Source organism: Leifsonia aquatica H1aii, assembly GCF_000633535.1.
Taxonomy (GTDB): Bacteria; Actinomycetota; Actinomycetes; order Actinomycetales; family Microbacteriaceae; genus Leifsonia; species Leifsonia aquatica_A.
This window is the reverse complement of record NZ_AYMR01000009.1, coordinates 182,111-203,232: the sequence shown is the minus strand read 5'-3', so window position 1 is coordinate 203,232 and position 21,122 is coordinate 182,111. Positions and strand designations below refer to the sequence as shown.

The 21,122-nt window shown below is 71.7% G+C and carries 21 protein-coding genes and 1 pseudogene; 11 read left to right on the top strand and 11 right to left on the bottom strand.

The features are described 5' to 3' along the window. The first annotated feature begins 29 nt into the window (after positions 1 to 29). The 4 genes from U870_RS0109350 to U870_RS0109335 are packed head-to-tail and all read left to right on the top strand — an operon-like array spanning position 30 to position 3,467. Complete coding sequence (locus tag U870_RS0109350; protein WP_025157138.1) at positions 30 to 1,352, top strand: magnesium transporter MgtE N-terminal domain-containing protein; 1,323 nt, start codon at positions 30 to 32, stop codon at positions 1,350 to 1,352. Then, complete coding sequence (locus U870_RS0109345; RefSeq protein WP_025157137.1) at positions 1,339 to 1,869, top strand: DUF1003 domain-containing protein; 531 nt, start codon at positions 1,339 to 1,341, stop codon at positions 1,867 to 1,869. The genes U870_RS0109350 and U870_RS0109345 overlap by 14 nt, the downstream gene beginning before the upstream one ends. Next, on the top strand, positions 1,862 to 3,007 hold the full coding sequence (locus tag U870_RS0109340) for an Mrp/NBP35 family ATP-binding protein (RefSeq protein WP_025157136.1): 1,146 nt from the start codon (positions 1,862 to 1,864) through the stop codon (positions 3,005 to 3,007). Before U870_RS0109345 ends, U870_RS0109340 begins: the two co-directional genes overlap by 8 nt. A 4-nt stretch (positions 3,008 to 3,011) precedes the next feature. Beyond that, positions 3,012 to 3,467 carry an anthrone oxygenase family protein gene (locus U870_RS0109335; RefSeq protein ID WP_025157135.1) on the top strand — a complete coding sequence of 152 codons (456 nt, stop codon included), beginning with the start codon at positions 3,012 to 3,014 and terminating at the stop codon, positions 3,465 to 3,467. A gap of 12 nt (positions 3,468 to 3,479) precedes the next feature. On the opposite strand, the gene U870_RS0109330 is transcribed toward U870_RS0109335, so the two are convergent. Continuing rightward, positions 3,480 to 4,955: a pyridoxal phosphate-dependent decarboxylase family protein gene (locus tag U870_RS0109330; RefSeq protein ID WP_025157134.1), complete on the bottom strand. Its 1,476-nt coding sequence runs from the start codon at positions 4,953 to 4,955 to the stop codon at positions 3,480 to 3,482. After that, the gene (locus tag U870_RS0109325) at positions 4,942 to 6,303 is read right to left on the bottom strand and encodes an MFS transporter (protein WP_025157133.1); all 1,362 of its coding nucleotides are present in this window, start codon (positions 6,301 to 6,303) and stop codon (positions 4,942 to 4,944) included. Before U870_RS0109325 ends, U870_RS0109330 begins: the two co-directional genes overlap by 14 nt. A gap of 100 nt (positions 6,304 to 6,403) precedes the next feature. On the opposite strand from U870_RS0109325, the gene U870_RS0109320 reads away from it, so the two are divergent. The 3 genes and pseudogenes from U870_RS0109320 to U870_RS24830 all read left to right on the top strand — a co-directional run bounded on the left by U870_RS0109320 (position 6,404) and on the right by U870_RS24830 (position 7,344). Next, the gene (locus U870_RS0109320; RefSeq protein ID WP_025157132.1) at positions 6,404 to 6,766 is read left to right on the top strand and encodes a TA system antitoxin ParD family protein; all 363 of its coding nucleotides are present in this window, start codon (positions 6,404 to 6,406) and stop codon (positions 6,764 to 6,766) included. 3 nt (positions 6,767 to 6,769) lie between these two features. Beyond that, positions 6,770 to 7,102 (top strand): annotated as a pseudogene (locus tag U870_RS24835) (zeta toxin family protein); the annotation flags it as partial. A 68-nt stretch (positions 7,103 to 7,170) separates the two neighbouring features. Further along, positions 7,171 to 7,344 (top strand): hypothetical protein, encoded by a 174-nt coding sequence (locus U870_RS24830; RefSeq protein WP_240183688.1) that lies wholly within the window; start codon positions 7,171 to 7,173, stop codon positions 7,342 to 7,344. Here U870_RS24830 and U870_RS0109310 read toward each other — a convergent pair. After that, positions 7,341 to 7,697 (bottom strand): twin-arginine translocase TatA/TatE family subunit, encoded by a 357-nt coding sequence (locus tag U870_RS0109310; protein WP_025157131.1) that lies wholly within the window; start codon positions 7,695 to 7,697, stop codon positions 7,341 to 7,343. The genes U870_RS24830 and U870_RS0109310 overlap by 4 nt on opposite strands. Positions 7,698 to 7,774: 77 nt before the next feature. Between U870_RS0109310 and U870_RS0109305 the strand changes: the two genes are divergently transcribed. After that, a complete protein-coding gene (locus tag U870_RS0109305) occupies positions 7,775 to 8,407 on the top strand; it encodes an O-methyltransferase (protein ID WP_025157130.1) in 633 nt (210 codons plus the stop codon). Positions 8,408 to 8,515: 108 nt separating this feature from the next. Here the strand turns inward: U870_RS0109305 and U870_RS23665 are convergent, their stop codons facing one another. The 3 genes from U870_RS23665 to dapE all read right to left on the bottom strand — a co-directional run bounded on the left by U870_RS23665 (position 8,516) and on the right by dapE (position 11,079). Continuing rightward, entirely contained in the window at positions 8,516 to 8,689 is a 174-nt protein-coding gene (locus U870_RS23665; protein ID WP_021764147.1) for a DUF3117 domain-containing protein, read from the bottom strand. Positions 8,690 to 8,777: 88 nt separating this feature from the next. Further along, entirely contained in the window at positions 8,778 to 10,028 is a 1,251-nt protein-coding gene (locus U870_RS0109295) for a hypothetical protein (protein ID WP_025157129.1), read from the bottom strand. Then, entirely contained in the window at positions 9,997 to 11,079 is a 1,083-nt protein-coding gene (gene dapE / locus U870_RS0109290) for a succinyl-diaminopimelate desuccinylase (RefSeq protein WP_025157128.1), read from the bottom strand. The genes U870_RS0109295 and dapE overlap by 32 nt, the downstream gene beginning before the upstream one ends. Positions 11,080 to 11,096: 17 nt before the next feature. On the opposite strand from dapE, the gene dapD reads away from it, so the two are divergent. Further along, positions 11,097 to 12,086, top strand: a complete 990-nt coding sequence (gene dapD / locus U870_RS0109285) for a 2,3,4,5-tetrahydropyridine-2,6-dicarboxylate N-succinyltransferase (RefSeq protein ID WP_025157127.1) — start codon at positions 11,097 to 11,099, stop codon at positions 12,084 to 12,086. A gap of 21 nt (positions 12,087 to 12,107) precedes the next feature. Here the strand turns inward: dapD and U870_RS0109280 are convergent, their stop codons facing one another. Genes U870_RS0109280 through pdhA form a run of 3 tightly spaced genes read right to left on the bottom strand, consistent with a single transcriptional unit; the run spans position 12,108 to position 15,615 of the window. Next, on the bottom strand, positions 12,108 to 13,481 hold the full coding sequence (locus U870_RS0109280; RefSeq protein ID WP_025157126.1) for a dihydrolipoamide acetyltransferase family protein: 1,374 nt from the start codon (positions 13,479 to 13,481) through the stop codon (positions 12,108 to 12,110). Further along, on the bottom strand, positions 13,481 to 14,491 hold the full coding sequence (locus tag U870_RS0109275; RefSeq protein WP_025157125.1) for an alpha-ketoacid dehydrogenase subunit beta: 1,011 nt from the start codon (positions 14,489 to 14,491) through the stop codon (positions 13,481 to 13,483). Before U870_RS0109275 ends, U870_RS0109280 begins: the two co-directional genes overlap by 1 nt. After that, positions 14,488 to 15,615, bottom strand: a complete 1,128-nt coding sequence (gene pdhA / locus U870_RS0109270; protein ID WP_052357676.1) for a pyruvate dehydrogenase (acetyl-transferring) E1 component subunit alpha — start codon at positions 15,613 to 15,615, stop codon at positions 14,488 to 14,490. Before pdhA ends, U870_RS0109275 begins: the two co-directional genes overlap by 4 nt. A gap of 208 nt (positions 15,616 to 15,823) precedes the next feature. Between pdhA and U870_RS0109265 the strand changes: the two genes are divergently transcribed. Then, positions 15,824 to 16,282, top strand: a complete 459-nt coding sequence (locus U870_RS0109265) for an Lrp/AsnC family transcriptional regulator (RefSeq protein WP_029947426.1) — start codon at positions 15,824 to 15,826, stop codon at positions 16,280 to 16,282. 144 nt (positions 16,283 to 16,426) lie between these two features. Here the strand turns inward: U870_RS0109265 and U870_RS0109260 are convergent, their stop codons facing one another. Further along, a complete protein-coding gene (locus tag U870_RS0109260) occupies positions 16,427 to 18,721 on the bottom strand; it encodes a polyribonucleotide nucleotidyltransferase (RefSeq protein WP_025157123.1) in 2,295 nt (764 codons plus the stop codon). A 291-nt stretch (positions 18,722 to 19,012) separates the two neighbouring features. After that, positions 19,013 to 19,771 carry a fructosamine kinase family protein gene (locus tag U870_RS0109255; RefSeq protein ID WP_025157122.1) on the bottom strand — a complete coding sequence of 253 codons (759 nt, stop codon included), beginning with the start codon at positions 19,769 to 19,771 and terminating at the stop codon, positions 19,013 to 19,015. Positions 19,772 to 19,812: 41 nt separating this feature from the next. On the opposite strand from U870_RS0109255, the gene U870_RS0109250 reads away from it, so the two are divergent. Continuing rightward, complete coding sequence (locus U870_RS0109250) at positions 19,813 to 21,027, top strand: GAF domain-containing protein (protein ID WP_025157121.1); 1,215 nt, start codon at positions 19,813 to 19,815, stop codon at positions 21,025 to 21,027. Positions 21,028 to 21,122 lie beyond the last annotated feature (95 nt).

Here is a 21,122-nt window from a genome sequence, read left to right as displayed (position 1 = left end):
GTCGGCGGGAAGGGCTTAGGTTTATACACGTGAGTGCCACCAGGATCTTCGTCGCCCGGCTCGCCGGGACCAGTGTGTTCGACCCGGTCGGCGACCGGGTCGGGCGCGTGCGCGACGTGCTGGTGGTCTATCGCAAATCGGATCCGCCGACCGTCGTCGGCCTGGTGGTGGAGATCCCGGGCAAGCGCCGGGTGTTCGTGTCCATCGGGCGCGTGACGAGCATCTCCCCCGGGCAGATCATCACGACCGGCCTCATCAACGTGCGGCGGTTCGAGCAGCGCGGCGGGGAGGTCCGGGTGATCGCGGAGCTGCTCGGCCGCAAGGTCGACTTCGCCGACGGCAGTGGCCAGGCGACCATCGAGGACGTCGCCATCGAGGAGTCCGCCACCGGCGAGTGGGCGGTCGGGCAGCTCTTCGTGCGCCGTCCCAAGTCGGGCTCGTCGCCGTTCGGCAAGGGGCCGACCACGTTCGTCTCGTGGAACGAGGTGACCGAGCGCGCGCGGCAGGGCGAGGCGCAGTCCGCCGAGCAGCTCATCGCCGCGTACTCGGAGCTGAAGCCGGCCGATCTGGCGAACACCCTGCTCGATCTGCCGCAGCAGCGGATGCTCGAGGTCGCCGAGGAGCTCCCGGACGACCGCCTCGCCGACGTGCTCGAGGAGATGCCCGAGAGCGAGCAGGTGCAGATCCTCACCAAGCTCGACGATCTCCGGGCCGCCGACGTGCTCGACCAGATGGAGCCGGACGACGCGGCCGACCTCATCGCCCAGCTCTCTGACGAGCGCGGCGAGCACCTCCTGGAGCTGATGGAGCCCGAGGAGGCGGAGGACGTCCGCATGCTGCTGACGTACGCCCCCGACACGGCGGGCGGCCTGATGACCACGGAACCGATCATCGTCTCCGCCGATGCCACGGTCGCCGAAGGGCTCGCTCTGATCCGCCGCCACGAGCTCGCCCCGGCACTCGGTGCCGCGGTCTGCGTCACGCTGCCGCCGTACGAGCCGCCGACCGGGCGTTTCCTCGGGATCGTGCACTTCCAGCGCATGCTCCGCTACCCGCCGCACGTGCGTCTCGGCACCCTGCTCGATCCGAGCCTGGAGCCGGTGACCGGCGACACCTCGGCGGCGGAGGTCTCGCGCATCCTGGCCAGCTACAACCTCGTCTCGGTCCCCGTGGTCGACGACAAGCACCGGCTGGTCGGCGTGGTGACGATCGACGACGTGCTCGACTACCTCCTCCCGGACGATTGGCGGCGCCAGGACGAGGACGAACCGGTGAAACGTCCCGCAGCGGCCGATGAGACCGGCAGCATCCCCGTCGTGAACGGAAGGAGGGGTGGGAATGCCACGAGGTAGGCAGGACTCCCGTCTCGACGCTCCCAAGGGGTTGCGCACCCCGGTGCTCGGCTCCTCCGCGCGCGGGCGCATGGACCAGAACGACCGGTTCGGCCGGTTCACCGAGTGGATCGCCCGCGCCATGGGGACGCCCTGGTTCATCCTCGGGCTCACCGTGTTCGTCGTCGCGTGGATGCTGTGGAACACGCTCCTGCCGAACGCGTGGCGATTCGACTCGGCCGCGCTGGGCTTCATCGCGCTCACGCTGGTGCTGTCGCTGCAGGCGTCGTACGCGGCCCCGCTCATCCTGCTCGCCCAGAACCGGCAAGACGACCGTGACCGGGTGCAGATCGAGCAGGACCGGCAGCGCGCGGAGCGCAACCTCGCCGACACCGAGTACCTCGCCCGTGAGGTGGTCGCGCTGCGGCTGGCCGTGAAGGACATGGCGACCAAGGACTTCATCCGCGCCGAGCTGCGCGCACTGCTCGAGGACCTCGAGGAGCGCGACGCGGGAGAGGGCGAGACGACCCGTGCCTGATCTGGCGGACGCCGTCGGGCGTGCGCTGGGCGCCGTGCTCGACCCCGAGATCCGCAAGCCGATCACCGAGCTCGACATGGTGGGAGGGGTGGAGGTCGCCCCCGACGGGCATGCGAGGGTCGGCATCAAGCTGACGATCGTCGGCTGCCCCGCCGCCGATGCCATCGAGCGGGACGTGCGCGCCGCGACGGCGAGCGTCCCCGGCGTGACCGGGGTGACCGTCGACGTCTCCGTGATGACGCCGGCCGAACGTCGCGCCCTGACCGAGCGCCTGCGCGGCGGCAGGGCCGCACGGACCGCCCAGTTCGGACCGGACTCCCTGACCCGCGTCTACGCCGTCACCAGCGGCAAGGGCGGGGTCGGCAAATCGACCGTGACGGCCAACCTCGGCGTCGCCCTCGCCGAGCGCGGCCTCCGCGTCGGCATCGTCGACGCCGACGTGCACGGCTTCTCGATCCCCGGGATCCTCGGGATGACGGACGAGAACGGCGTCGCTCCCCGCCCGACCCGGGTCGACGACATGATCCTCCCGCCCGTCGCCCACGGCGTGAAGGTCGTGTCGATCGGCATGTTCGTCGACTCCGCCTCGGCTGCGGTGGCCTGGCGCGGTCCGATGCTGCACCGCACCATCCAGCAGTTCCTCGGCGACGTGTTCTTCGGCGATCTCGATGTCCTGCTCCTCGACCTGCCGCCCGGCACGGGCGACGTCGCCATCTCGGTCGGCCAGCTGCTCCCCCAGGCCGAGGTGCTCGTGGTGACCACCCCGCAGCCGGCCGCGGCCGACGTGGCGGAGCGCAGCGGCGTGGTCGCCCGGCAGACCGGCCAGAAGGTGGTCGGCGTGATCGAGAACATGGCCGGCCTCGTGCAGCCGGACGGCAGCATCCTGGATCTCTTCGGCAGCGGAGGGGGCGCGGAGGTCGCGCGCCGGCTGTCCGCCGGGCAGGACGACGCGGTGCCCCTGCTCGCCTCCGTGCCGCTCAGCATCCCGCTGCGTGCCGGCGGCGACGCGGGCGCCCCGATCGTCGTGACCGACCCCGGCGACCCCGCCGCGGCCGCGATCCGGGGCGTGGCCGAACGTCTCGCCACCCGCGCGCGCGGCCTCGCCGGCCGCAAGCTCGGGCTCTCTCCGAGGAGCTGATCGTATGACCGTGTTGACCATCGCACAGCTCGTCCTCGTCGGACTGCTGGCCGGCGAGGAGGCCATCGTGCGCTGGGGCGTGCAGCCGGCGCTGCGCTCCCTCCCGGACGACGCCCACGTGCGGGCGCGGATCGCCCTGGTGAAGCGGCTGAAGGTCGCGGTGCCTGTTCTGATGGTGCCGACCGTTCTCGCGTCGATCGCTCTGCTCATCGTCGCCGGAGCCTCCGATGGGCTGGCCTGGCGCATCGCGGGGGCCGCGGCACTGCTGGCCTTCGTGCTCGCGTCGTTCCTCGGCACCGTCCCGATCAACATCGGCGTGAACGAGTGGGATCCCGCCCGGCCGCCCGCCGACTGGCGCGCGGTCGTCGTGCGCTGGGAGCGGATCGACGTGCTGCGCTCGAGTGCGGCCGTCCTCTCCTTCGTGCTGTTCGCGATCGCGGTCGGCGTCGCGCTCCCCTGACGCGACGGGAGGCTAGACCGGCTCCACGATCCGGGCGAGCAGCTCCACCAGCAGGCGCTCGGTCAGCGGCCTCGGCAGGGCCTCGATCAACGCCAGCAGCGGGGCCTGCTCGTCCGGGAGACGACCGTCGCCGCTCCCGCCGATCCCGACGGCCCGGAGGACCGCCGCCGCCGCGTCGGAGTCGAGCGGCCCGTCGGCCAGTCCGGGGGGCAGCGCGCCGAGCACCGCGGCGGGGTCGACCGGCGGAACGCCGCGCACTTCGTCCGCCGCGCCGCGCAGCGCGGCCTCCAGCTCGTCCAGGCGGCTGCCAGTGACCGGCGTGATCGTGAGGTGTGTGGTGTGCGGCAGGTGGGTGCCGTCGTCCTGCGTGAGACCGGGCTGGAGCTGCAGGTGCCAGCCGCGCAGCCGGGCGCGGTCCGCCCAGTGGTGCGGGTCGACCCGGCGCTCCGCAGGGACGGCGCCGTCGCTCGTGACGGCGATCAGCGGGCCGGTCGGCTCGCCGAACACGCGCAGGCCGTCGATGTCGCCGACCAGATCGGCGAGGGCGGCCGTCGATCGCCGGCAGGATTCGGCCAGCTCGGCCAGCCCGCGCGCGCCCAGCGCCTGGATGATCGCCCACGAGGCCGCGAGCGCCGCGGCCGACTTGGATCCGAGGAGCGTCGGATTCACCACCGGGTAGCCCGGCCATCCGGTCGTCGCGAAGTACTGCAGGCGCTGCCGGTCGCGCCCGCGCTGGAGCAGCACGCTGGCGCCCTTGGGGGCGTAGCCGAACTTGTGCAGGTCGGCCGAGATGCTCGTGACCCCCGGCACCCGGAAGTCCCAGAGCGGCAGGGCGGCTCCGGTGGCGTCCCGCCAGAACGGCAGGATCCAGCCCCCGATGCAGCCGTCGACGTGCAGGGCCACGCCCGCCTCGTCGCACGCCGCCGCGACCGCCTCCACGGGGTCGAGGGTGCCGTAGGGGTAGGACGGCGCCGACACCACGACGAGCGCGACGTCCGGCCCCAGCCTGTCGAGCAGGCGCACCGGGTCGATCCGGCCCGAAGCAGGGTCCACCGGCACGAGGTCGAGCACCAGGTCGAAGTACTCCGCGGCCTTCTGGAAGGCGGCGTGGACCGTGACGGGGGCGAGCAGACGGCCGCGTCCCTCCCCTCCCGCCGCGCGCCAGGCGTCCCGGGCGGTCTTCACGGCCAGCAGGCACGACTCGGTTCCGCCGGAGGTGACCGAGCCGACGACGTCGTCTCCCCCGTGCAGCAGCTCGCGGGCGAAGCCGACGACCTCGCGCTCCATCACGGCGACCGACGTGAAGGTGGTCGGGTCGAGGCCGTTGACCGGCTGCACCAGCCGCATGGCCTCGGCAGCCAGTTCGTCGATCTCGGCGACGCCCGAGTCGTAGACATAGCTGAGCACCTGACCGCCATGGGTGGGGGCGTCGGCCGAGCGCAGGGCGGCGAGTCGGGCGAGGACCGCCCGGGCGTCAAACGAGACCATCGATGTCTTCCTTCCGGAGCCGGTAGCGGCGGAGCGGGATCAGGCTGAGGGCGAGGAGCGCCGCGGGCACGGCACTGAAGGCGAGCACGATGCCCGCCACGGCGGCGGCGGGCTGGGTCGCCCCGGCCACCACGACGGTGGGATCGGCCGAGCGCACGACATAGCCGGTGACGGTGAGCACGACGGTGAGCACCGTCGCACCGAGCGCCATCCCCGTCGTCTCCCCCGCGGTCCACATCCCGCCGAAGGTCCCGGCGCGCCCCGGGCCGTTGCGGCGCGCGTCGTGCGAGATCACGTCGGGCAGCATCGCCATCGGGAGCGACTGCATCCCGGCGTAGGCGGCTCCCGCGACCGCGACCGGCAGGTACACCCAGTCCCCTGGCGCCCAGATCAGCAGCACCATGGACAGCGCCGCCAGTCCGAACAGGACGCTCGCGGCGACGAAGCCACGCTCCTTGCCGACCCGGCGGGCGACGACGCCCCACAGCGGGGTCACGATCAGGGCGGGGCCGATGAGCGCCAGGAAGAGGAAGGTGACGGCGTCCTCGGAGTGCAGCACCCAGGTGGCGACGTAGTTGGCCCCGGCGAGCATGAGCCCGGTGGCGAGGCCCTGGAGCAGGAAGGTGAGCAGCAGGGCGCGGAACGGCTGGCTGTCGCGCAGCACACGCACGCCGGCCGCGTAGTTGGTCCGGAGCGTCGTGAGCACCGGCTCACGCGGCGGGGCGACCGTCGCCGGGGCCTGGCGCGGCGCTACGAACGCCGAGATCAGCATCCCTCCGCCGATCGCCACGCCCGCGATCAGCGCCATCACCGGATAGCCGCCGAGCGACCGCAGCGCCGGACCTCCCGCGCCGAAGAGCAGGATGGCGAAGGTCAGCACCACCACCCGCCAGGTCAGCAGCCGCGTGCGCGCGTCGTACCCGCTGGCGAGCTCCGCGGGGAGCGCGATGTACGGCACCTGGAAGAGGCTGAACGACGTGGCCGTGAGCACGAACGCGATCAGGACCCAGGTCGCCGCCATCGCCTCCGGAGTCCCCTCCGGCACGGCGAAGGTCAGCAGGAAGAAGACGGGGAGCGTGACGGCGCCGAGCACCATCATCGGGCGGCGGGATCCTCGCACGGCGAGCATCCGGTCGCTGCGCGCGCCGATGACCGGGTCGATGATCACGTCCCACACCTTCGCGACCGTGACCACGACTCCCGCGACCAGGGCGGCGACGCCGAGGCTGTCGGTCAGGTAGTAGACGAGGACAAGACCGGGGAGCGTGGCGAAGCCTCCGGTGCCGAGCGATCCGATGGCGTAGCGGGCGACCGTCGGCCGGGTGAGCGTCTGCTCCGTTGCGATCATGACCGAATCGTATTGGATGCGCGCCCGCCGGGCCGCGACAGACGCGTCACGATCCGTGGAACACCGGGAATCGGGTGTAGCAGATTGCTACACTGTGCCCATGGGGCACACGATACCGATGAGGATCGATGGCGACGTCTTCGACGCCGCGCGAGCGGTGGGTGCGGTCGCGAGTCGCAGCGCGGCGCAGCAGATCGCCCACTGGGCGCGCATCGGGCGAGAGCTCGAGGCGTCGCCGGGCACGAGCCAGCGCGATATCCAGCGCGTCCTCTCCGGCGATGCCGCCTACGACGACCTCGGCGAACGGGGCCAGGCCGTGGTGCGCGCGATCTGGGACGAGGAGCTGACCAGCCGACAGGCGCAGTTGGACCTGGCGGCCGAGTTCACGCGAGCGGGACGAGCCTGGACAGACGCGGACGAACACGGCGGCATCGTCCCGCGAGGCGGCGGCGCGAGCGGCTGACCCGTGCCTGTCCTCCACCTGCTCGCCGGACCGAACGGATCCGGCAAGTCGACCTTTGTCGAGCGGCTGCTCGGGCCGGTGACGCACCTCCCGTTCGTGAACGCGGACGTCATCGCCGCTGAGCGGTGGCCTCGCGCACAGGCGGCGCACGCCTACGATGCCTCGCGCGCCGCGGCCGAAGAGCGGACGCACCTCATGGTCGCCGGCAGATCCTTCATCACCGAGACGGTCTTCAGCCACCCGAGCAAGCTCGATCTCGTCGGCGACGCGATCGCCCGCGGGTATCTGGTCCACCTGCATGTGATGCTCGTCCCGGTCGAGGTCAGCGTCCGTCGCGTCGCCGAGCGCGTGCGTGAGGGGGCCACGCCGTCCCCGAAGAGAAGATCCGCGATCGCTACGCACGGTTGTGGTCCCTCATCGCCCAGGCGCGGACGATCGCCGATCGCTCGGAGTTCTTCGACAACAGCACCGCACAGCGTCCGTTCCGCCGCGTCGGTGCCTACGAGCACGGCATCCCCCTCGGAGACCCGGACTGGCCGGCCTGGACTCCGGCCGCCCTGACCGGTGACGCCGGCTAGGTCGACTCGGCGTCGAAGGGAGGCAGGGCACCGGCGGGCAGTGCACGCTGGGCGGCCGCCATCGGACTGGCGGGTTTGATGGCGCTGGCGGGTGCCGGGGCGTCCTCGAGCAGCGCCTCGCGGATGATCCGGCGCGGGTCGTACTGCCGCGGATCGAGCTTCTTCCAGTCGACCTCGTCGAACTCGGGGCCCATCTCCTCGCGCATGCGCGACTTCGCCCCGTTCGCGAAATCGCGCAGCGACCGCACGAACTGGCCGAGTTTCCCGGCGTACAGCGGCAGACGTTCCGGACCGATGACGAACGCTGCGATCACCGCCACGATGAGCAGCTTGTCAAAGGTCAGTCCGAACACGCATCAAGAGTATCGCGCCGGGCTTGCGCGGATGCTGGGTTCCCGGGCCGTATCCTGGACCGGAGGCAAGGAGCACTGTGTCAGACAAGGACTCGAACTGGAGATTCGCCGACGACATGATCGTCGAGAGCGACGTGATCGTCCGAGCGCGGCAGCAGTCGCTGGAACTGGGGGTCGAGCCGATCGCGCCCAGCACCGGCGCGCAGGCGGCGGTCGTGGTGGCCGCCACCGCCGCGGAGAACATCGTCGAGATCGGGACCGGGGTCGGCGTCTCCGGCCTCTGGCTGCTGACCGGCGGCACGAACGCCCAGCTGACCTCGATCGACCAGGAGCTCGAGCACCAGCAGCACGCACGCTCCTTCTTCTCCGAGGCCGGCGTCGCGTCCAACCGGGTCCGGCTCATCACCGGCCGGGCGCTGGACGTCCTCCCCCGGATGAACGAGAACTCCTACGACATCGTCTTCATCGACGCGGACCCGCAGTCGGTCATCGAGTACGTGGAACACGGTCTGCGACTGGTGCGGCCGGGCGGCACCGTGCTCGTCGCGCGGGCGCTCTGGCGCGGACGGGTGGCCGATCCGGCGGCCCGCGACGACGTCGCCACCGGCTTCCGCACCCTCATCACCGAGACGGCACGTTCGGGCGCCGTGATCAGCGCCCTGTCGCCCGCCGGCGACGGTCTGCTGCAGCTGACCAAGCTCGCTCTCTAGCCCCCCAGCCCCGACGCTGCGCCGACCGCGCGACGACGAGGGCGTGCTCACGGCCCGGAAACGCAGAACGGACCCCGAGAGCTCGGGGTCCGTTCGTCGTGTTCTGGTCTAGGAGGCACTCACGACGCTCGCCAGAGCGTCGTGGAGTTCTTTGGCTTCCGCGTCGTTGACAGAGACGACCAGTCGTCCCCCACCTTCGAGCGGCACACGCACGATGATGAGCCGTCCCTCCTTCACAGCCTCCATTGGCCCGTCCCCGGTCCTCGGCTTCATGGCCGCCATGCAGCTCCCCTTTCGTGGATGTCCCCCTATTATCCGACATCGGCGGCGACCTGTGGAAATCGAGAGCGTACGCCGAAGGTCGCAGAGATCACGGCGGCGACCAATCCGCACCCGCGACGCCCCAGCAGATCGCGATCCAGCCGACCTGCAACACGAGGAAGAGGACGACCATCCCGACCCGGTAGATCCGGCCGCGCGGCAGGGCGATCGCACCGAGCAGCGGGAACAGCGGCATCAGCAGGCGGAACGTGCTCGACTGCGGGAAGAAGACCGCGAAGAGGTACACGGAGTACCCGATCACCCAGAACAGCAGGTCGGGGCCGAGCCGGCGGACCGTGGGAGAGAACAGTAGCACGACGTAGAGCGCGACGATGACGACGAGCGCGAGGATGCCGATCCAGCCGGGCAGTCCGAGCATGACCGTCGTCCACCACTCGGCGCCCTGGAACCACGGGGCGAACGGAACGAGGTGGACGTAGCCGATGTACGCCGCCCGCCAGGCCAGCTCGGTGTCGGTGTAGGCCGTCCACGACCCGGTGGCGAGCCCGGCGATCAGGGGCCAGGCGAGGCCCGCGAGCCCGCTGAACACCGTCAAGGACACGCTGAGGATGCGCTCGAGCACCGGGAACGGGTCGGTGCCACGACGAACCCAGCGGTAGATCACGTGGAGGCCGAGGGCGAGCGCGAACGCGAGCCCGCTCGGGCGGGTGAACGCCATGACCAGCGTCACCGGGAACAACCAGGCGTACCGCCGCTCGATGAGGAGGAGCAGCGCGACCGCCAGCAGCAGCAGGTAGAGCGATTCGGCGTAGGCGAGCTGGAACAGGGGCGACACCGGCGCGACGCAGAACAGCACGATCGCGAACAGGGTCGTCGATTCGGAGAGACCGACCCGCCGCAGCAGCCGGTGCAGGACCAGCGCGGAGCCCGCAGCGCAGGCCACCGACACGAGCACCGCGGCGGGCGCCCAGGAGAGCCGGGTGACGAACATGACCGCGTCGACGACACCCGGGTACACCGGCATGAACGCCCAGGCGTTCTCGGTGACGTGCACCCCGTCGGTCGGCAGCGTCGACGGGTAGCCCGACACCGCGACGATGTTGTACCAGAGGCCGTCCCAGATGGTGGCGTAGGAGAAGTAGTCGGGCTTGGGGCCGGTCCAGGGGTTCTGCCCCTGGTTCGCGGCGAAGATCAGCAGGATGACGCTGGTGACGATGCGGCTCGCGACGAAGATCGCGAGCACGCGCACCCACCAGAGGGTCCACCACTGCGCAGGCTGCGCCGCGGTGGTCACCGCGGCGGCCGGCTCAGCGGGCGCCGGAACCGGTGAGCCAGGCACGGAGACCCGCCTCCACGGCGGCGATCTGCTCCACGTCGACGCGCTCGTCGTCCGCATGGGCCTTCAGCGGATCGCCCGGGCCGTAGTTGACCGCGGGGATGCCGAGAGCGCTGAACCGTGCGACGTCCGTCCATCCGTACTTCGGCTTGGCGACACCGCCCACGGCCGCGACGAACTCCTGCGCGAGCGGGGCGTCCAGGCCGGGCCGGGCCCCGTCGGCGCGATCGACCACGGTGATCTCGTAGTCGCCGAACAGCTCGTGCATGTGGTCGATCGCCTCCTGCGAGCTGCGGGACGGCGCGAACCGGTAGTTGATGTGCACCATGCACTCGTCGGGGATGATGTTGCCCGCGATGCCGCCGGAGATGCCGACCGCGTTCAGGCCCTCCCGGTAGACGAGCCCGTCGACCTCCACCTCCCGCGCCTGATACCCGGCCAAGATGTCGAGGATCGGCGCGGCCTTGTGGATGGCGTTGTCGCCGACCCAGCCGCGCGCCGAGTGGGAGCGCAGGCCGTAGGTGCGGACCTCGACGCGCAGGTTGCCGTTGCAGCCTCCCTCGACGACGCCGTTGCTCGGTTCGCCGAGGATCGCGAAGTCGCCGACGAAGAGGTCGGGCCGGTTGCGCGAGAGCCGGTTGAGACCGTTGAGCTCGGCGTTGACCTCCTCGTGGTCGTACCACATCCAGGTCACGTCGATCGCGGGGTCGGTGAGCTCGGCGGCGAGCTTGAGCTGCACGGCCGTGCCGGCCTTCATGTCGACGGTGCCGCGCCCCCACAGGTAGGTGATGCCACCCTCGGTCTCGAACCGCGTCGGGAGGTTGCCGTTCAGCGGGACGGTATCGATGTGCCCCGCGATCAGGGCGCGACGCTCGCGGCCGAGGTTCGTGCGGGCGACGATGGTGTCGCCGTCGCGGATCACCTCGAGGTGGGCGAGACCGGAGAGCGCCTGCTCGATCGCGTCGGCGAGCTCCTTCTCGTTTCCGGACACCGACTCGATGTCGCAGATCTGGCGGGTGAGGTCGGTGGAGGTGGCGGTGAGGTCGAGAGGCACCCTACTAATCTAGAGCCATGCCTTCCGAGATTGCTGACGAGTCCGCCGCGCCCGCCACCTCCCGCACCGCCTGGGGCTACGGGCTCGCCACCGTCGCCGGCGACGGCACCGTGCTCGACACGTGGTTCCCGTCGCCGCAGCTCGGCCGCATCCCGGCGGGGCGCGAGCCCTGGATCGCGCCCGCCGAGCTGGAGGCCCTCGCCGGCGAGGACGCCCGCCGCAACGTGCGGATCGACACCGTCACGGTCGAGATCGACCTCGACGCCGCACCGGCCTCCACCCCGGACGCCTACCTGCGACTGCACCTGCTCTCGCACCTGCTCGTCGCACCGAACACCCTCGACCTGGACGGCATCTTCGGGCACCTCCCGATCGTCACCTGGACGAACGCCGGCCCGGTGCTCCCGGCCGACTTCGACCGTCTGCGTCCGGCCCTGCAGCGCGCGGGGATCCACGTCACGGGCATCGACAAGTTCCCCCGCCTGCTCGACTACGTCACGCCCGACCGGGTCCGCATCGCCGATGCGTCGCGCGTCCGGCTCGGCGCCCACCTGTCTCCCGGCACCACCGTGATGCACGAAGGCTTCGTCAACTTCAACGCGGGCACGCTCGGCTCCTCCATGGTGGAGGGCCGCATCTCCCAGGGCGTCGTCGTTGGCGACGGCTCCGACATCGGCGGCGGCGCCTCCATCATGGGCACGCTCTCCGGCGGCGGCACGCAGCGCGTCGCGATCGGCGAGCGCGCGCTGCTCGGAGCCAACTCGGGCATCGGGATCTCCATCGGCGACGATTCGGTCGTCGAGGCCGGCCTCTACGTCACCGCGGGCACGAAGGTGGTCGTCGTGGACGCGCCGCCCACCGCCGACGGACGCCCGCAGACCGTGAAGGCCGTCGAACTCTCCGGCGTGCCCGGGCTGCTCTTCCGGCGCAACTCCGTCTCCGGTGCCGTCGAGGTGCTCCGCCGCGCCGGCTCGGGCGTGGAGCTGAACGCCGCGCTGCACGCGTAGCCGGCGCGGCCTCGGCGCCGCTCAGACGAAGTCGAGCACCGACCCCGGATCGTTCAGGATCCGGCCGACGTCGGCGAGCAGCATCGACGCCTGCTGTCCGTCCACGATCCGATGGTCGAACGACAGCGCCACGGTGAGCACGTCGCGCAGCGCGATGCCGCCATCGTACTCCCACGGCTGACGACGCACCGCGCCCAGCGCCAGGATGGCGGCCTCCCCCGGCGTCACGATGGGTGTGCCCGCATCGACACCGAACACGCCGACGTTCGTGATGGTGATGCTGCCGCCCGAGAGATCGGCGGGAGCGGTCCGTCCCGCGCGCGCGGTCTCCGCGAGGGAGCGGATCGCCTCGGCGAGGTCCGCGAGCGGCAGCAGATCCGCGTCCCGCACGACCGGCACGAGCAGTCCCCGCGGTGTCGCCGCGGCGATGCCGAGCTGGACGGCTCCGGACTGGACGATCTCCTGAGCGGCGTCGTCCCACCGGGCGTTCACCTCCGGGGTGCGCCGGATCGCCAGGCACAGGGCCTTGGCCACCACGGCGAGGAGGCCAGGACGCGCCCGGCCCTCCGGGGTGCGCGCCCGCAGCCGCTCGACGAGCTCGGACGTCGCGGTGACGTCGACCGTGAGGAAGACCGTCGCCTGCGGGGCCGAGAACGCACTGCGCACCATCGCCTCCGCCGTCGCCTTGCGGACCCCGCGGATCGGGATGCGTATCTCGCCGCGGCCGGGGGCGGACGGAGCAGCCGGGGTCGCGGACACCGGGAGGCGCGGCGGTGCGCCCGTCGGCAGCGGACCTCCCGATGTCAGGGCGTCGAGGTCCTGGCGGGTGATCAGCCCGCGGGTGCCGGTCCCCGTCACGACGCTGAGGTCGATGCCGCGCTCGCGGGCCAGCTTGCGCACGGGCGGGGTGGCCCGAGGGCGCTCCGCCAGAGCGGTGGGAGCGGAGGCGGCGGGAGCGGAGGCGGCGGCCGGTTCCCGCACGGAGGCGGCCTCCCGGACCGGCTCCGACGTCGCCGCCGCCAAACCTGGTCGCGCACGGCGCGCGGGCCGGGTCGTCACGTCCGGACGGGCGCCGTAGCCGACCAGTGTCGGCTCCGGCCTGTCGGAGCGGTCGTCGGCCTCGTCGGGTGCAGCCGGCGGCTCGGGCTCCGCGCCCGCGACCTCGAAGGCGACGAGAGGCTCCCCCACGGCGACCGTCACCCCCGGTTCGACGTAGAGCCGCGAGACGCGGCCGGCATACGGCGCGGGCAGTTCCACGAGCGCCTTGGCCGTCTCCACCTCGGCGATGATCTGGTTGAGGTGCACACTGTCCCCGACGGCGACCTTCCAGCTCACCAGCTCCGACTCGGTGAGGCCCTCGCCGAGATCCGGCAGGGCGAAGTCCTTGACCGCCATCAGTCCTCCACTCCCGTCAGCGAGTTCGGCCGGTCCATGACGCGGTCGATGCCGTCCAGGATGCGATCCAGATCGGGCAGATGCGCCCCCTCCAACCGCGCCGCCGGGTACGGGATGTCGTGCCCGGTGACGCGCACCGGCGCGTGCTCGAGCTGGTAGAAGCAGCGTTCCGTGATCGACGCGGAGATCTCGGCGCCGAGCCCGCCGGAGAGCGCGGCCTCGTGCGTCACGACGAGGCGGCCCGTCTTGCGGACCGACGCGATCACCGTGTCCAGGTCGAGCGGGGAGAGCGAGCGCAGATCGATCACCTCGACGGAGACACCGTCGTCGCCCGCGGCCACGGCCGCATCCCGCGCGAGCTGGACCAGGCCGCCGTACGTGACCAGGGTGACGTCGCCCCCGCTCTCCACCACCCGCGCCGTGCCCATCGGCCGTGCATCGGCCAGAGCGGCGTCCACCGCCACCTCGCCCTTCGCGTGGTAGCGGCGCTTGGGCTCGAAGTAGAGCACCGGGTCGTCCGAGGCGATGGCCTGCTGGATGAGTGTGTACGCGTCCTGCGGGTCGGACGGGCTCACCACGCGCAGCCCTGCCGCGTGGGCGAAATAGGCCTCGGGGGAATCGGAGTGGTGCTCGGCCGCGCCGATCCCGCCGGCGAACGGCACCCGGATCGTGATCGGCATCCGCACGGCGCCGTCGGTGCGGTAGTGCATACGCGCCACCTGGCTGACGATCTGATCGAACGCGGGATAGATGAACCCGTCGAACTGGATCTCCACGACCGGGCGATAGCCGCGGTAGGCCATCCCGACCGCGGTGCCCAGGATGCCCGATTCCGCCAGCGGGGAGTCCATCACCCGGCGCGGGCCGAACTCGGTCTGCAGCCCGTCCGTGACCCGGAACACCCCGCCGAGCGTGCCGATGTCCTCTCCCATCAGCACGACGTGCGGGTCGTCGGCGAGGGCCTTGCGCAGGCCGGCGTTGATGGCCTTCGCCATCGTGAGGGCGGTCACCGTCCGTCACCGCCGACGAACGTGCGCAGGTAGCGCGAGTAGTGGTCGCGCTGCCGGGCCAGACCGGTGTGCGGCTCCGCGTAGACGTTGTCGAAGACGGTGAGCGGGTCCGGGTCCGTCAGGGCCAGGCAGCCGGCGCGCATCTCGGCCGCCACCCGGTCGGCCTTCTCGTGGATGGCCGCGAGCCGCTCCTCGTCGAGCCGGCCGTGGGCGTCGAGGTGCGCCTCCACCCGGGAGATCGGGTCGCGGCCGCGCCACTCGTCCAGCTCGGCCGGGTCGCGGTAGCGGGTCGGGTCGTCCGCCGTCGTGTGCGGCCCCATCCGGTAGGTGACCGCCTCGATGAAGGTCGGGCCGCCACCCGAACGGGCCCGGTCGAGGGCGGCGCGGGAGGCGGCGAGCACGGCGAGCACGTCGTTGCCGTCGACCCGGATGCTCGGCACGCCGAACCCGGGCGCACGCTCGGAGATGGGCCGCTGCGCCTGCAGCGACACCGGCTCCGAGATCGCGTACTGGTTGTTCTGGCAGAAGAACACGACCGGGGCGGCGTAGGTCGCGGCGAAGATCAGGGCCTCGTTCACGTCGCCCTCGCTCGTCGCGCCGTCGCCGAAGTACGCGACCGCGACGGCGTCGGTGCCGTCGGCCTGGATGCCGAGAGCGTATCCGGTCGCGTGCAGGGTCTGCGCCCCGATGATCACCTGCGGCGTGGCCATGTTGATGTCATAGGGGTTCCAGCCGCTCTGCGTGGTGCCGCGCCAGACGCGCAGCAGGTCGACCAGGCCGGCGCCCCGGCAGTAGGCGACGCCGTGCTCGCGGTAGCTCGAGAAGACGAAGTCGTCGGAGCGCAGGGCACGACCCGAACCGATCTGGGAGGCCTCCTGGCCGAGCAGCGGCGGCCACAGCCCGAGCTCGCCCTGGCGCTGCAGCGCCGTCGCCTCGGCGTCGATCCGCCGGATGACGACCATGTCCTCGTAGAGATCGAGCAGTTGGTCGGGTCCGACGTCGGCGACCCAGCCGTCGAACCGGTCGTCGCTCAGCCGCTCCCCCGTCGGCGTCAGGAGTTGGACGGTGTCCGCTCCCGCGGGGAGCCGCACGTCGTCGAGGCCGCCGTCGCGGCCGAGGTGCACACCAGGCTGATTGTCGATCGTCACGGTTCACGCAACCTTCACTCTCATGCCCGGGGCGGCTCGCTCGTGACGGGCCGCTCCGGCCTCCGGCCCCTTTGCCGGAATTATTCGGAAGGCTACGCTGCGCGATCACGACGCACAACCAGCGGCGTGTCGACCGTGCACCCTGCACTATCCCCGGGCGCCTCGCGGTGCTAGCTTTCACACTATGCGCACGTTCGACAGCACCGACCGCCGCATCCTCGTCGCCCTCGCCGACGAGCCGCGGTCGACCAACGTCTCCCTCGCCGACCGGCTCGGTCTCAGCCGCAACACCGTGCAGGCGCGCGTCGCCGAGCTGGAGCGCAACGGCGCGTTCCTCTCGTTCGAGCGACGCATCGACGCCCGGGCGGCGGGCTATCCACTGGCGGCCTACGTGACGGTGCACGTGCAGCAGCAGCTGCTCGCCGCCATCGTCGAGCACCTCTCCGGCATCCCCGAGATCGTGGAGGCGCACGGGCTCTCCGGCGCCTCCGACCTGCTGCTGCGGGTGGTGAGCCGGGACGCGGAGGATCTGTTCCGGATCACCGGCGCCATTCAGTCGACGACGGGCGTGGTCCGCGCCGAGACCTCGCTCGACATGGGCGAGCTCATCCCCTACCGGCTGCGCCCCCTCCTCACCCGCTGAGCCATCGCTTCCGGACGTGTGCGCGCTCGCGCACGGCGTGTTGCGTGCAGAAGTCCGGAAGGGACGGCTGGTGGCCGGGGACGCGCGAAGGCCGCGTCGACCAGGGGTCGACGCGGCCTTCGTGTGCTGGATCAGCGGGCGGGATCAGCCCTCCGCCGGCTCCGAGGGGCCCTCGGAAGCGGCGTCGCGGCCGTGCGTGTCGGCCTCGTCGGCGATCACCGGGGCGAGCGAGAGCTTGCCGCGGTCGTCGATCTTGGTGATCTCCACCAGGATCTTCTGGCCGACGCCGAGCACGTCCTCGACGTTCTCGACGCGCTTGCCACCGGCGAGCTTGCGCACCTCGGAGATGTGCAGCAGGCCGTCCTTGCCCGGCAGGAGCGAGACGAACGCACCGAACGCGGCGATCTTGACGACGGTTCCGAGGAACTGCTCGCCGATCTCCGGGTTGGTCGGGTTCGCGATCGCGTTGACCTGCGCGCGGGCGGCCTCGGCCGACGGTCCATCGACGGCGCCGATGTAGACGGTGCCGTCCTCCTCGATGGAGATGTCGGCGCCGGTCTCGTCCTGGATGGCGTTGATCGTCTTGCCCTTCGGGCCGATCAGCTCGCCGATCTTGTCGACGGGGATCTGGACCGAGATCACGCGCGGCGCGGTCGGGGCCATCTCGTCCGGAGCGTCGATGGCGGCGTTGAGCACGCTCAGGATGGTCGTACGAGCATCCTTCGCCTGGGTCAGCGCACCCGCGAGGACCTCCGAGGGGATGCCGTCGAGCTTGGTGTCGAGCTGGATCGCCGTGACGAACTCGCTCGTGCCGGCGACCTTGAAGTCCATGTCGCCCAGCGCGTCCTCGGCGCCCAGGATGTCGGTGAGCGCCGCGTAGCGGGTCTCACCGTCGACGACGTCGGAGATCAGGCCCATGGCGATGCCGGCGACCGGGGCGCGCAGCGGCACACCGGCGTTCAGCAGCGACAGGGTGGAGGCGCAGACGGAGCCCATCGACGTCGAGCCGTTGGAGCCGAGAGCCTCGGACACCTGGCGGATCGCGTAGGGGAACTCGTCGCGGCTCGGCAGCACCGGCACGAGGGCGCGCTCGGCGAGGAAGCCGTGCCCGATCTCGCGACGCTTCGGCGAGCCCACGCGGCCGGTCTCACCGGTCGAGTAGGGCGGGAAGTTGTAGTGGTGCAGGTAGCGCTTCTTCGTGACCGGCGACAGCGAGTCGATCTGCTGCTCCATCTTGAGCATGTTCAGCGTGGTGACGCCCAGGATCTGGGTCTCGCCGCGCTGGAAGATCGCCGAGCCGTGGACGCGCGGGATGACCTGCACCTCGGCGTCGAGCGGACGGATGTCGGTCAGACCACGGCCGTCGATGCGGATGCCCTCGCGCAGCACACGGCCGCGCATGACCACCTTCGAGACGGACTTGTAGGCCGCCGAGAACTGGGTGAGGGCCTCGGCGTCGACGGTGCCGGCCTCCACTTTCTCGGTGAGGGCCGCCTTGACGCGCTCCTTGAGGGCGTCGTCGGCGTTCTGGCGCTCGATCTTGTCGGCGATCTGGTAGACGTTCACCAGCTCGTCGTAGGCGAGGCCGGCGACGTTGTCGTAGGTCGCCTTCGAGTAGGGCAGGAACACCGGGTAGTCGGCGATCGCCTTCGCGGACTGCTGCGCGATGACGTTCTGGGCGCCGACGAGCTGGCGGATGAACGGCTTCGCCGCCTCCAGGCCCTGTGCGACGACCTCTTCGTTCGGCTTGACGGCGCCGCCCTGGATGAGGTTCCAGCTGTGCTCGGTGGCCTCCGCCTCGACCATCATGATCGCGACGTCGCCCTCGGAGCCGTCCGCGTTGGTGAGGACGCGGCCCGCGACGGTGAGGTCGAAGACGGCCTCCTCGAGCTGCGAGGCCTTCGGGAAGGCGATCCACTGGTCGGCGTGCTGGCCGTTGCCGGGGATGAGCGCCAGGCGCACACCCGCGATCGGGCCGGAGAACGGCAGACCGGAGATCTGGGTCGAGGCGCTGGCCGCGTTGATCGCGAGCGCGTCGTAGAACTCGTCCGGGGCGATGCTCAGGACGGTGATGACGATCTGGACCTCGTTGCGGAGGCCCTCGACGAACGAGGGGCGCAGCGGGCGGTCGATCAGACGGCAGACGAGGATCGCCTCGGTCGAGGGGCGGCCCTCACGACGGAAGAACGAGCCGGGGATCTTGCCGGCGGCGTAGGAGCGCTCCTCCACGTCGACGGTCAGCGGGAAGAAGTCGAAGTTGTCCTTCGGGTGCTTGCTGGCGCTCGTCGCGCTCAGCAGCATCGTCTCCTCGTCGAGGTACGCGGCCACGGCGCCCTGCGCCTGCTGGGCGAGGCGTCCGGTCTCGAACCGGACGGTGCGGGTGCCGAAGCGGCCGTTGTCGAGCACGGCTTCGGCGAATGTGATTTCGGGACCTTCCAAGAGGTCTTTCTCCTTTGTTTAACGTCGCGGCCCCGTGTGGGCGCGACTCTCCAAGGAGCGAGCAGGCAGTTCGACACAGTTGTGCGTGTACGCGGCATCCCAGGCGAATGCGTGGGCTGAGCCCGTCTGGCCATCAGTAGAAATACACGGTTGCGCGAGACGCTCTGAGCGCGGACGCATCCGGATACCACCACCGAGGACCAGCTCCTGCCGGCCTGCTCCGGTGGTCGGCGCACGGCCGACCACCAGCATCCTATCAGTCGCGGCCCTTCCGACACCGGAGGGCGCGCATCAGAGTGCGAGCGTCGCCCGCGCGGCGTCGGCGAGCGCCGCGCCGTAGGCGGGGCCGTGCCCGGCGGCGTGCACGGCGAGCGGGTGCAGCTGGTGCAGCGGGACGCGCTCGCGCCAGCCGGTGCGCAGCGGGCGGGCGGCCTCGTAGCCCGCCGCGATCTCGTCGAGGAAGGGCGCGCCGAAGAGCGCGAGCATCGCGAGATCGGTCTCGCGGTGGCCGCCGTGTGCGGCCGGATCGATGAGCACGGCCCCGTCGGCCGCCCAGAGCACGTTGCCGTTCCACAGGTCGCCGTGGAGGCGCGCAGGCGGCTCGTCGTCATCGAACTCCCCGGATTCGACGCGTTCGACGGCTGCGCGCACGACCGAGAGCTGTGTCACCGGCACCGTGCCGGCCTCCACCGCGATGTCGAGGAAGGGACGGATGCGGTCGCGCGCGTAGAAACAGCCCCAGCTGGTCTCGCGCGCGATCGGCAACGGGCGCCGGCCGATGTAGAGCGGGCCGTCCCACCCCGTCGGCGGCGCTCCGAACGCGTCGGCTCCGGCGGCGTGGGTCGCGGCGAGCGCGGCACCGAACACCCGTGCGGACGCGGTCGACGGGCGCGTCTCGGCGACGCGTTCCAGCTCGATCCGCCCCGGGGACACTCCCGAGACCCGGACGACGCGCGCGCCGCCCACGCTCTCGGCGTCCGCGAGCCAGGCGAGACCCGCAGCCTCCGCCTCGAAGAACCGGTCGGGTGCCTCCCGGCGTTCCTTGACGATCGTCTGCACGCGCACCACGGTACCCGGCGTACGATCTGCGCATGGACGAGGGAGTCTCACGCAGCGTGCGCGCGCTGGTCGGCGCATCGTGGCGACGTGCCGAGCAGGCGCGGCTGGACCCGGAACGGGTGAGCGCCCCGCTGGTGCTCGACGGACCGGGACTCGAGGATGCGCGGCGGGCGCACCCGATCGCCGCGGCGCTCCCCGTCATCCGCCAGCTGCTCGTCCGCGACGCGGAGCCGGACAGTCGCGTCGTGGTCGCCGTCGGCGACGCCCGCGGCCGCCTGCTCTGGGTGGAGGGCGACCCCTCGCTGCGCCGGCAGGCCGAGGGGATGCTGTTCGTCCCCGGAGCGGCGTGGGCCGAGGGCGACGTCGGCACCTCGGCTCCGGGGACCGCGCTCGCCATCGGTGGCGGGGTGCAGATCCGCGGATCGGAGCACTTCTCGTTCGACGTGAAGCCCTGGAGCTGCACGGCCGTCCCCGTGCACGACCCCGAGACCGGCGAGATCATCGGTGTGCTGGACGTCACCGGCGGCGACCAGGTGGCGGCGCCGCACGTCCTGCCGATGCTGGAGGCGACGGTGGCGGCCGTGGAGCGCGAGCTGCTGATCGCCCGGCTGCAGGAGGCGAGCGCGGGAGGCCGTGGCCGCCGCGAGCGGCCGCGCCCGGCCATCCCGTCGCTCCGGGTGCTGGGCCGGGACACCGGAGAGCTGACCGGCACGAGCGGACGCAGCGGGACGCTGAGCAGCCGACACAGCGAGCTCCTGACCCTGCTGGCCTGGCACCGCGACGGGCTCTCGGCCGAGCGCCTCGCCGAGCTGGTGTACGGCGACCCGCGAAGCACGGTGACCCTCCGCGCCGAGATCGTGCGATTGCGGCGAGCGCTCGCGGGCATCGCACCCGAGTTGGGGCCGCTGGCGCGGCCGTACCGGCTGGCGGCCCCGCTGGATACCGACCTGGGCGGGGTCGTCGACCTGCAGCGGCGCGGCGCTCATCGCGCGGCGGTCGCCGCGTACGGCGGCGGACCGCTGCCCGGCTCGGCCGCTCCCGGGCTCGACGAGCTGCGGGACGACGTGGTCGCCCGGCTGCGGGAGGCCCTGCTCGAGTCGGGCTCCGCCGAGCTGCTGATCGCCTGGGGCGAGACCGAGCGCGGCTCCGCCGACGACGAGATCTGGCGCGCCGCCCTGCGCGCGCTGCCCCCGCACTCCCCGCGCCGCGCCCAGGTCGTCGCCCGCCTCCTCTCCCTCGAGTCCTGACCCTCGCACGACATTCGTGCCGAATGTCGTGATTGGCGAGCGCAAAGCCCCCATTCGTGACGAATGTCCGGCGGCCTCGCAACGGGATGCAACCT

Coding starts and splice junctions, on each gene's coding strand:
- U870_RS0109250 (WP_025157121.1), top strand. CDS start 19,813: ATGGACGAGGGAGTCTCACGCAGCGTGCGCGCGCTGGTCGGCGCATCG.
- U870_RS0109335 (WP_025157135.1), top strand. CDS start 3,012: ATGACCGTGTTGACCATCGCACAGCTCGTCCTCGTCGGACTGCTGGCC.
- U870_RS0109280 (WP_025157126.1), bottom strand. CDS start 13,481: ATGGCGGTCAAGGACTTCGCCCTGCCGGATCTCGGCGAGGGCCTCACC.
- dapD (WP_025157127.1), top strand. CDS start 11,097: ATGCCTTCCGAGATTGCTGACGAGTCCGCCGCGCCCGCCACCTCCCGC.
- U870_RS0109325 (WP_025157133.1), bottom strand. CDS start 6,303: ATGATCGCAACGGAGCAGACGCTCACCCGGCCGACGGTCGCCCGCTAC.
- U870_RS0109265 (WP_029947426.1), top strand. CDS start 15,824: ATGCGCACGTTCGACAGCACCGACCGCCGCATCCTCGTCGCCCTCGCC.
- U870_RS0109345 (WP_025157137.1), top strand. CDS start 1,339: ATGCCACGAGGTAGGCAGGACTCCCGTCTCGACGCTCCCAAGGGGTTG.
- U870_RS0109320 (WP_025157132.1), top strand. CDS start 6,404: ATGGGGCACACGATACCGATGAGGATCGATGGCGACGTCTTCGACGCC.
- U870_RS23665 (WP_021764147.1), bottom strand. CDS start 8,689: ATGGCGGCCATGAAGCCGAGGACCGGGGACGGGCCAATGGAGGCTGTG.
- U870_RS0109330 (WP_025157134.1), bottom strand. CDS start 4,955: ATGGTCTCGTTTGACGCCCGGGCGGTCCTCGCCCGACTCGCCGCCCTG.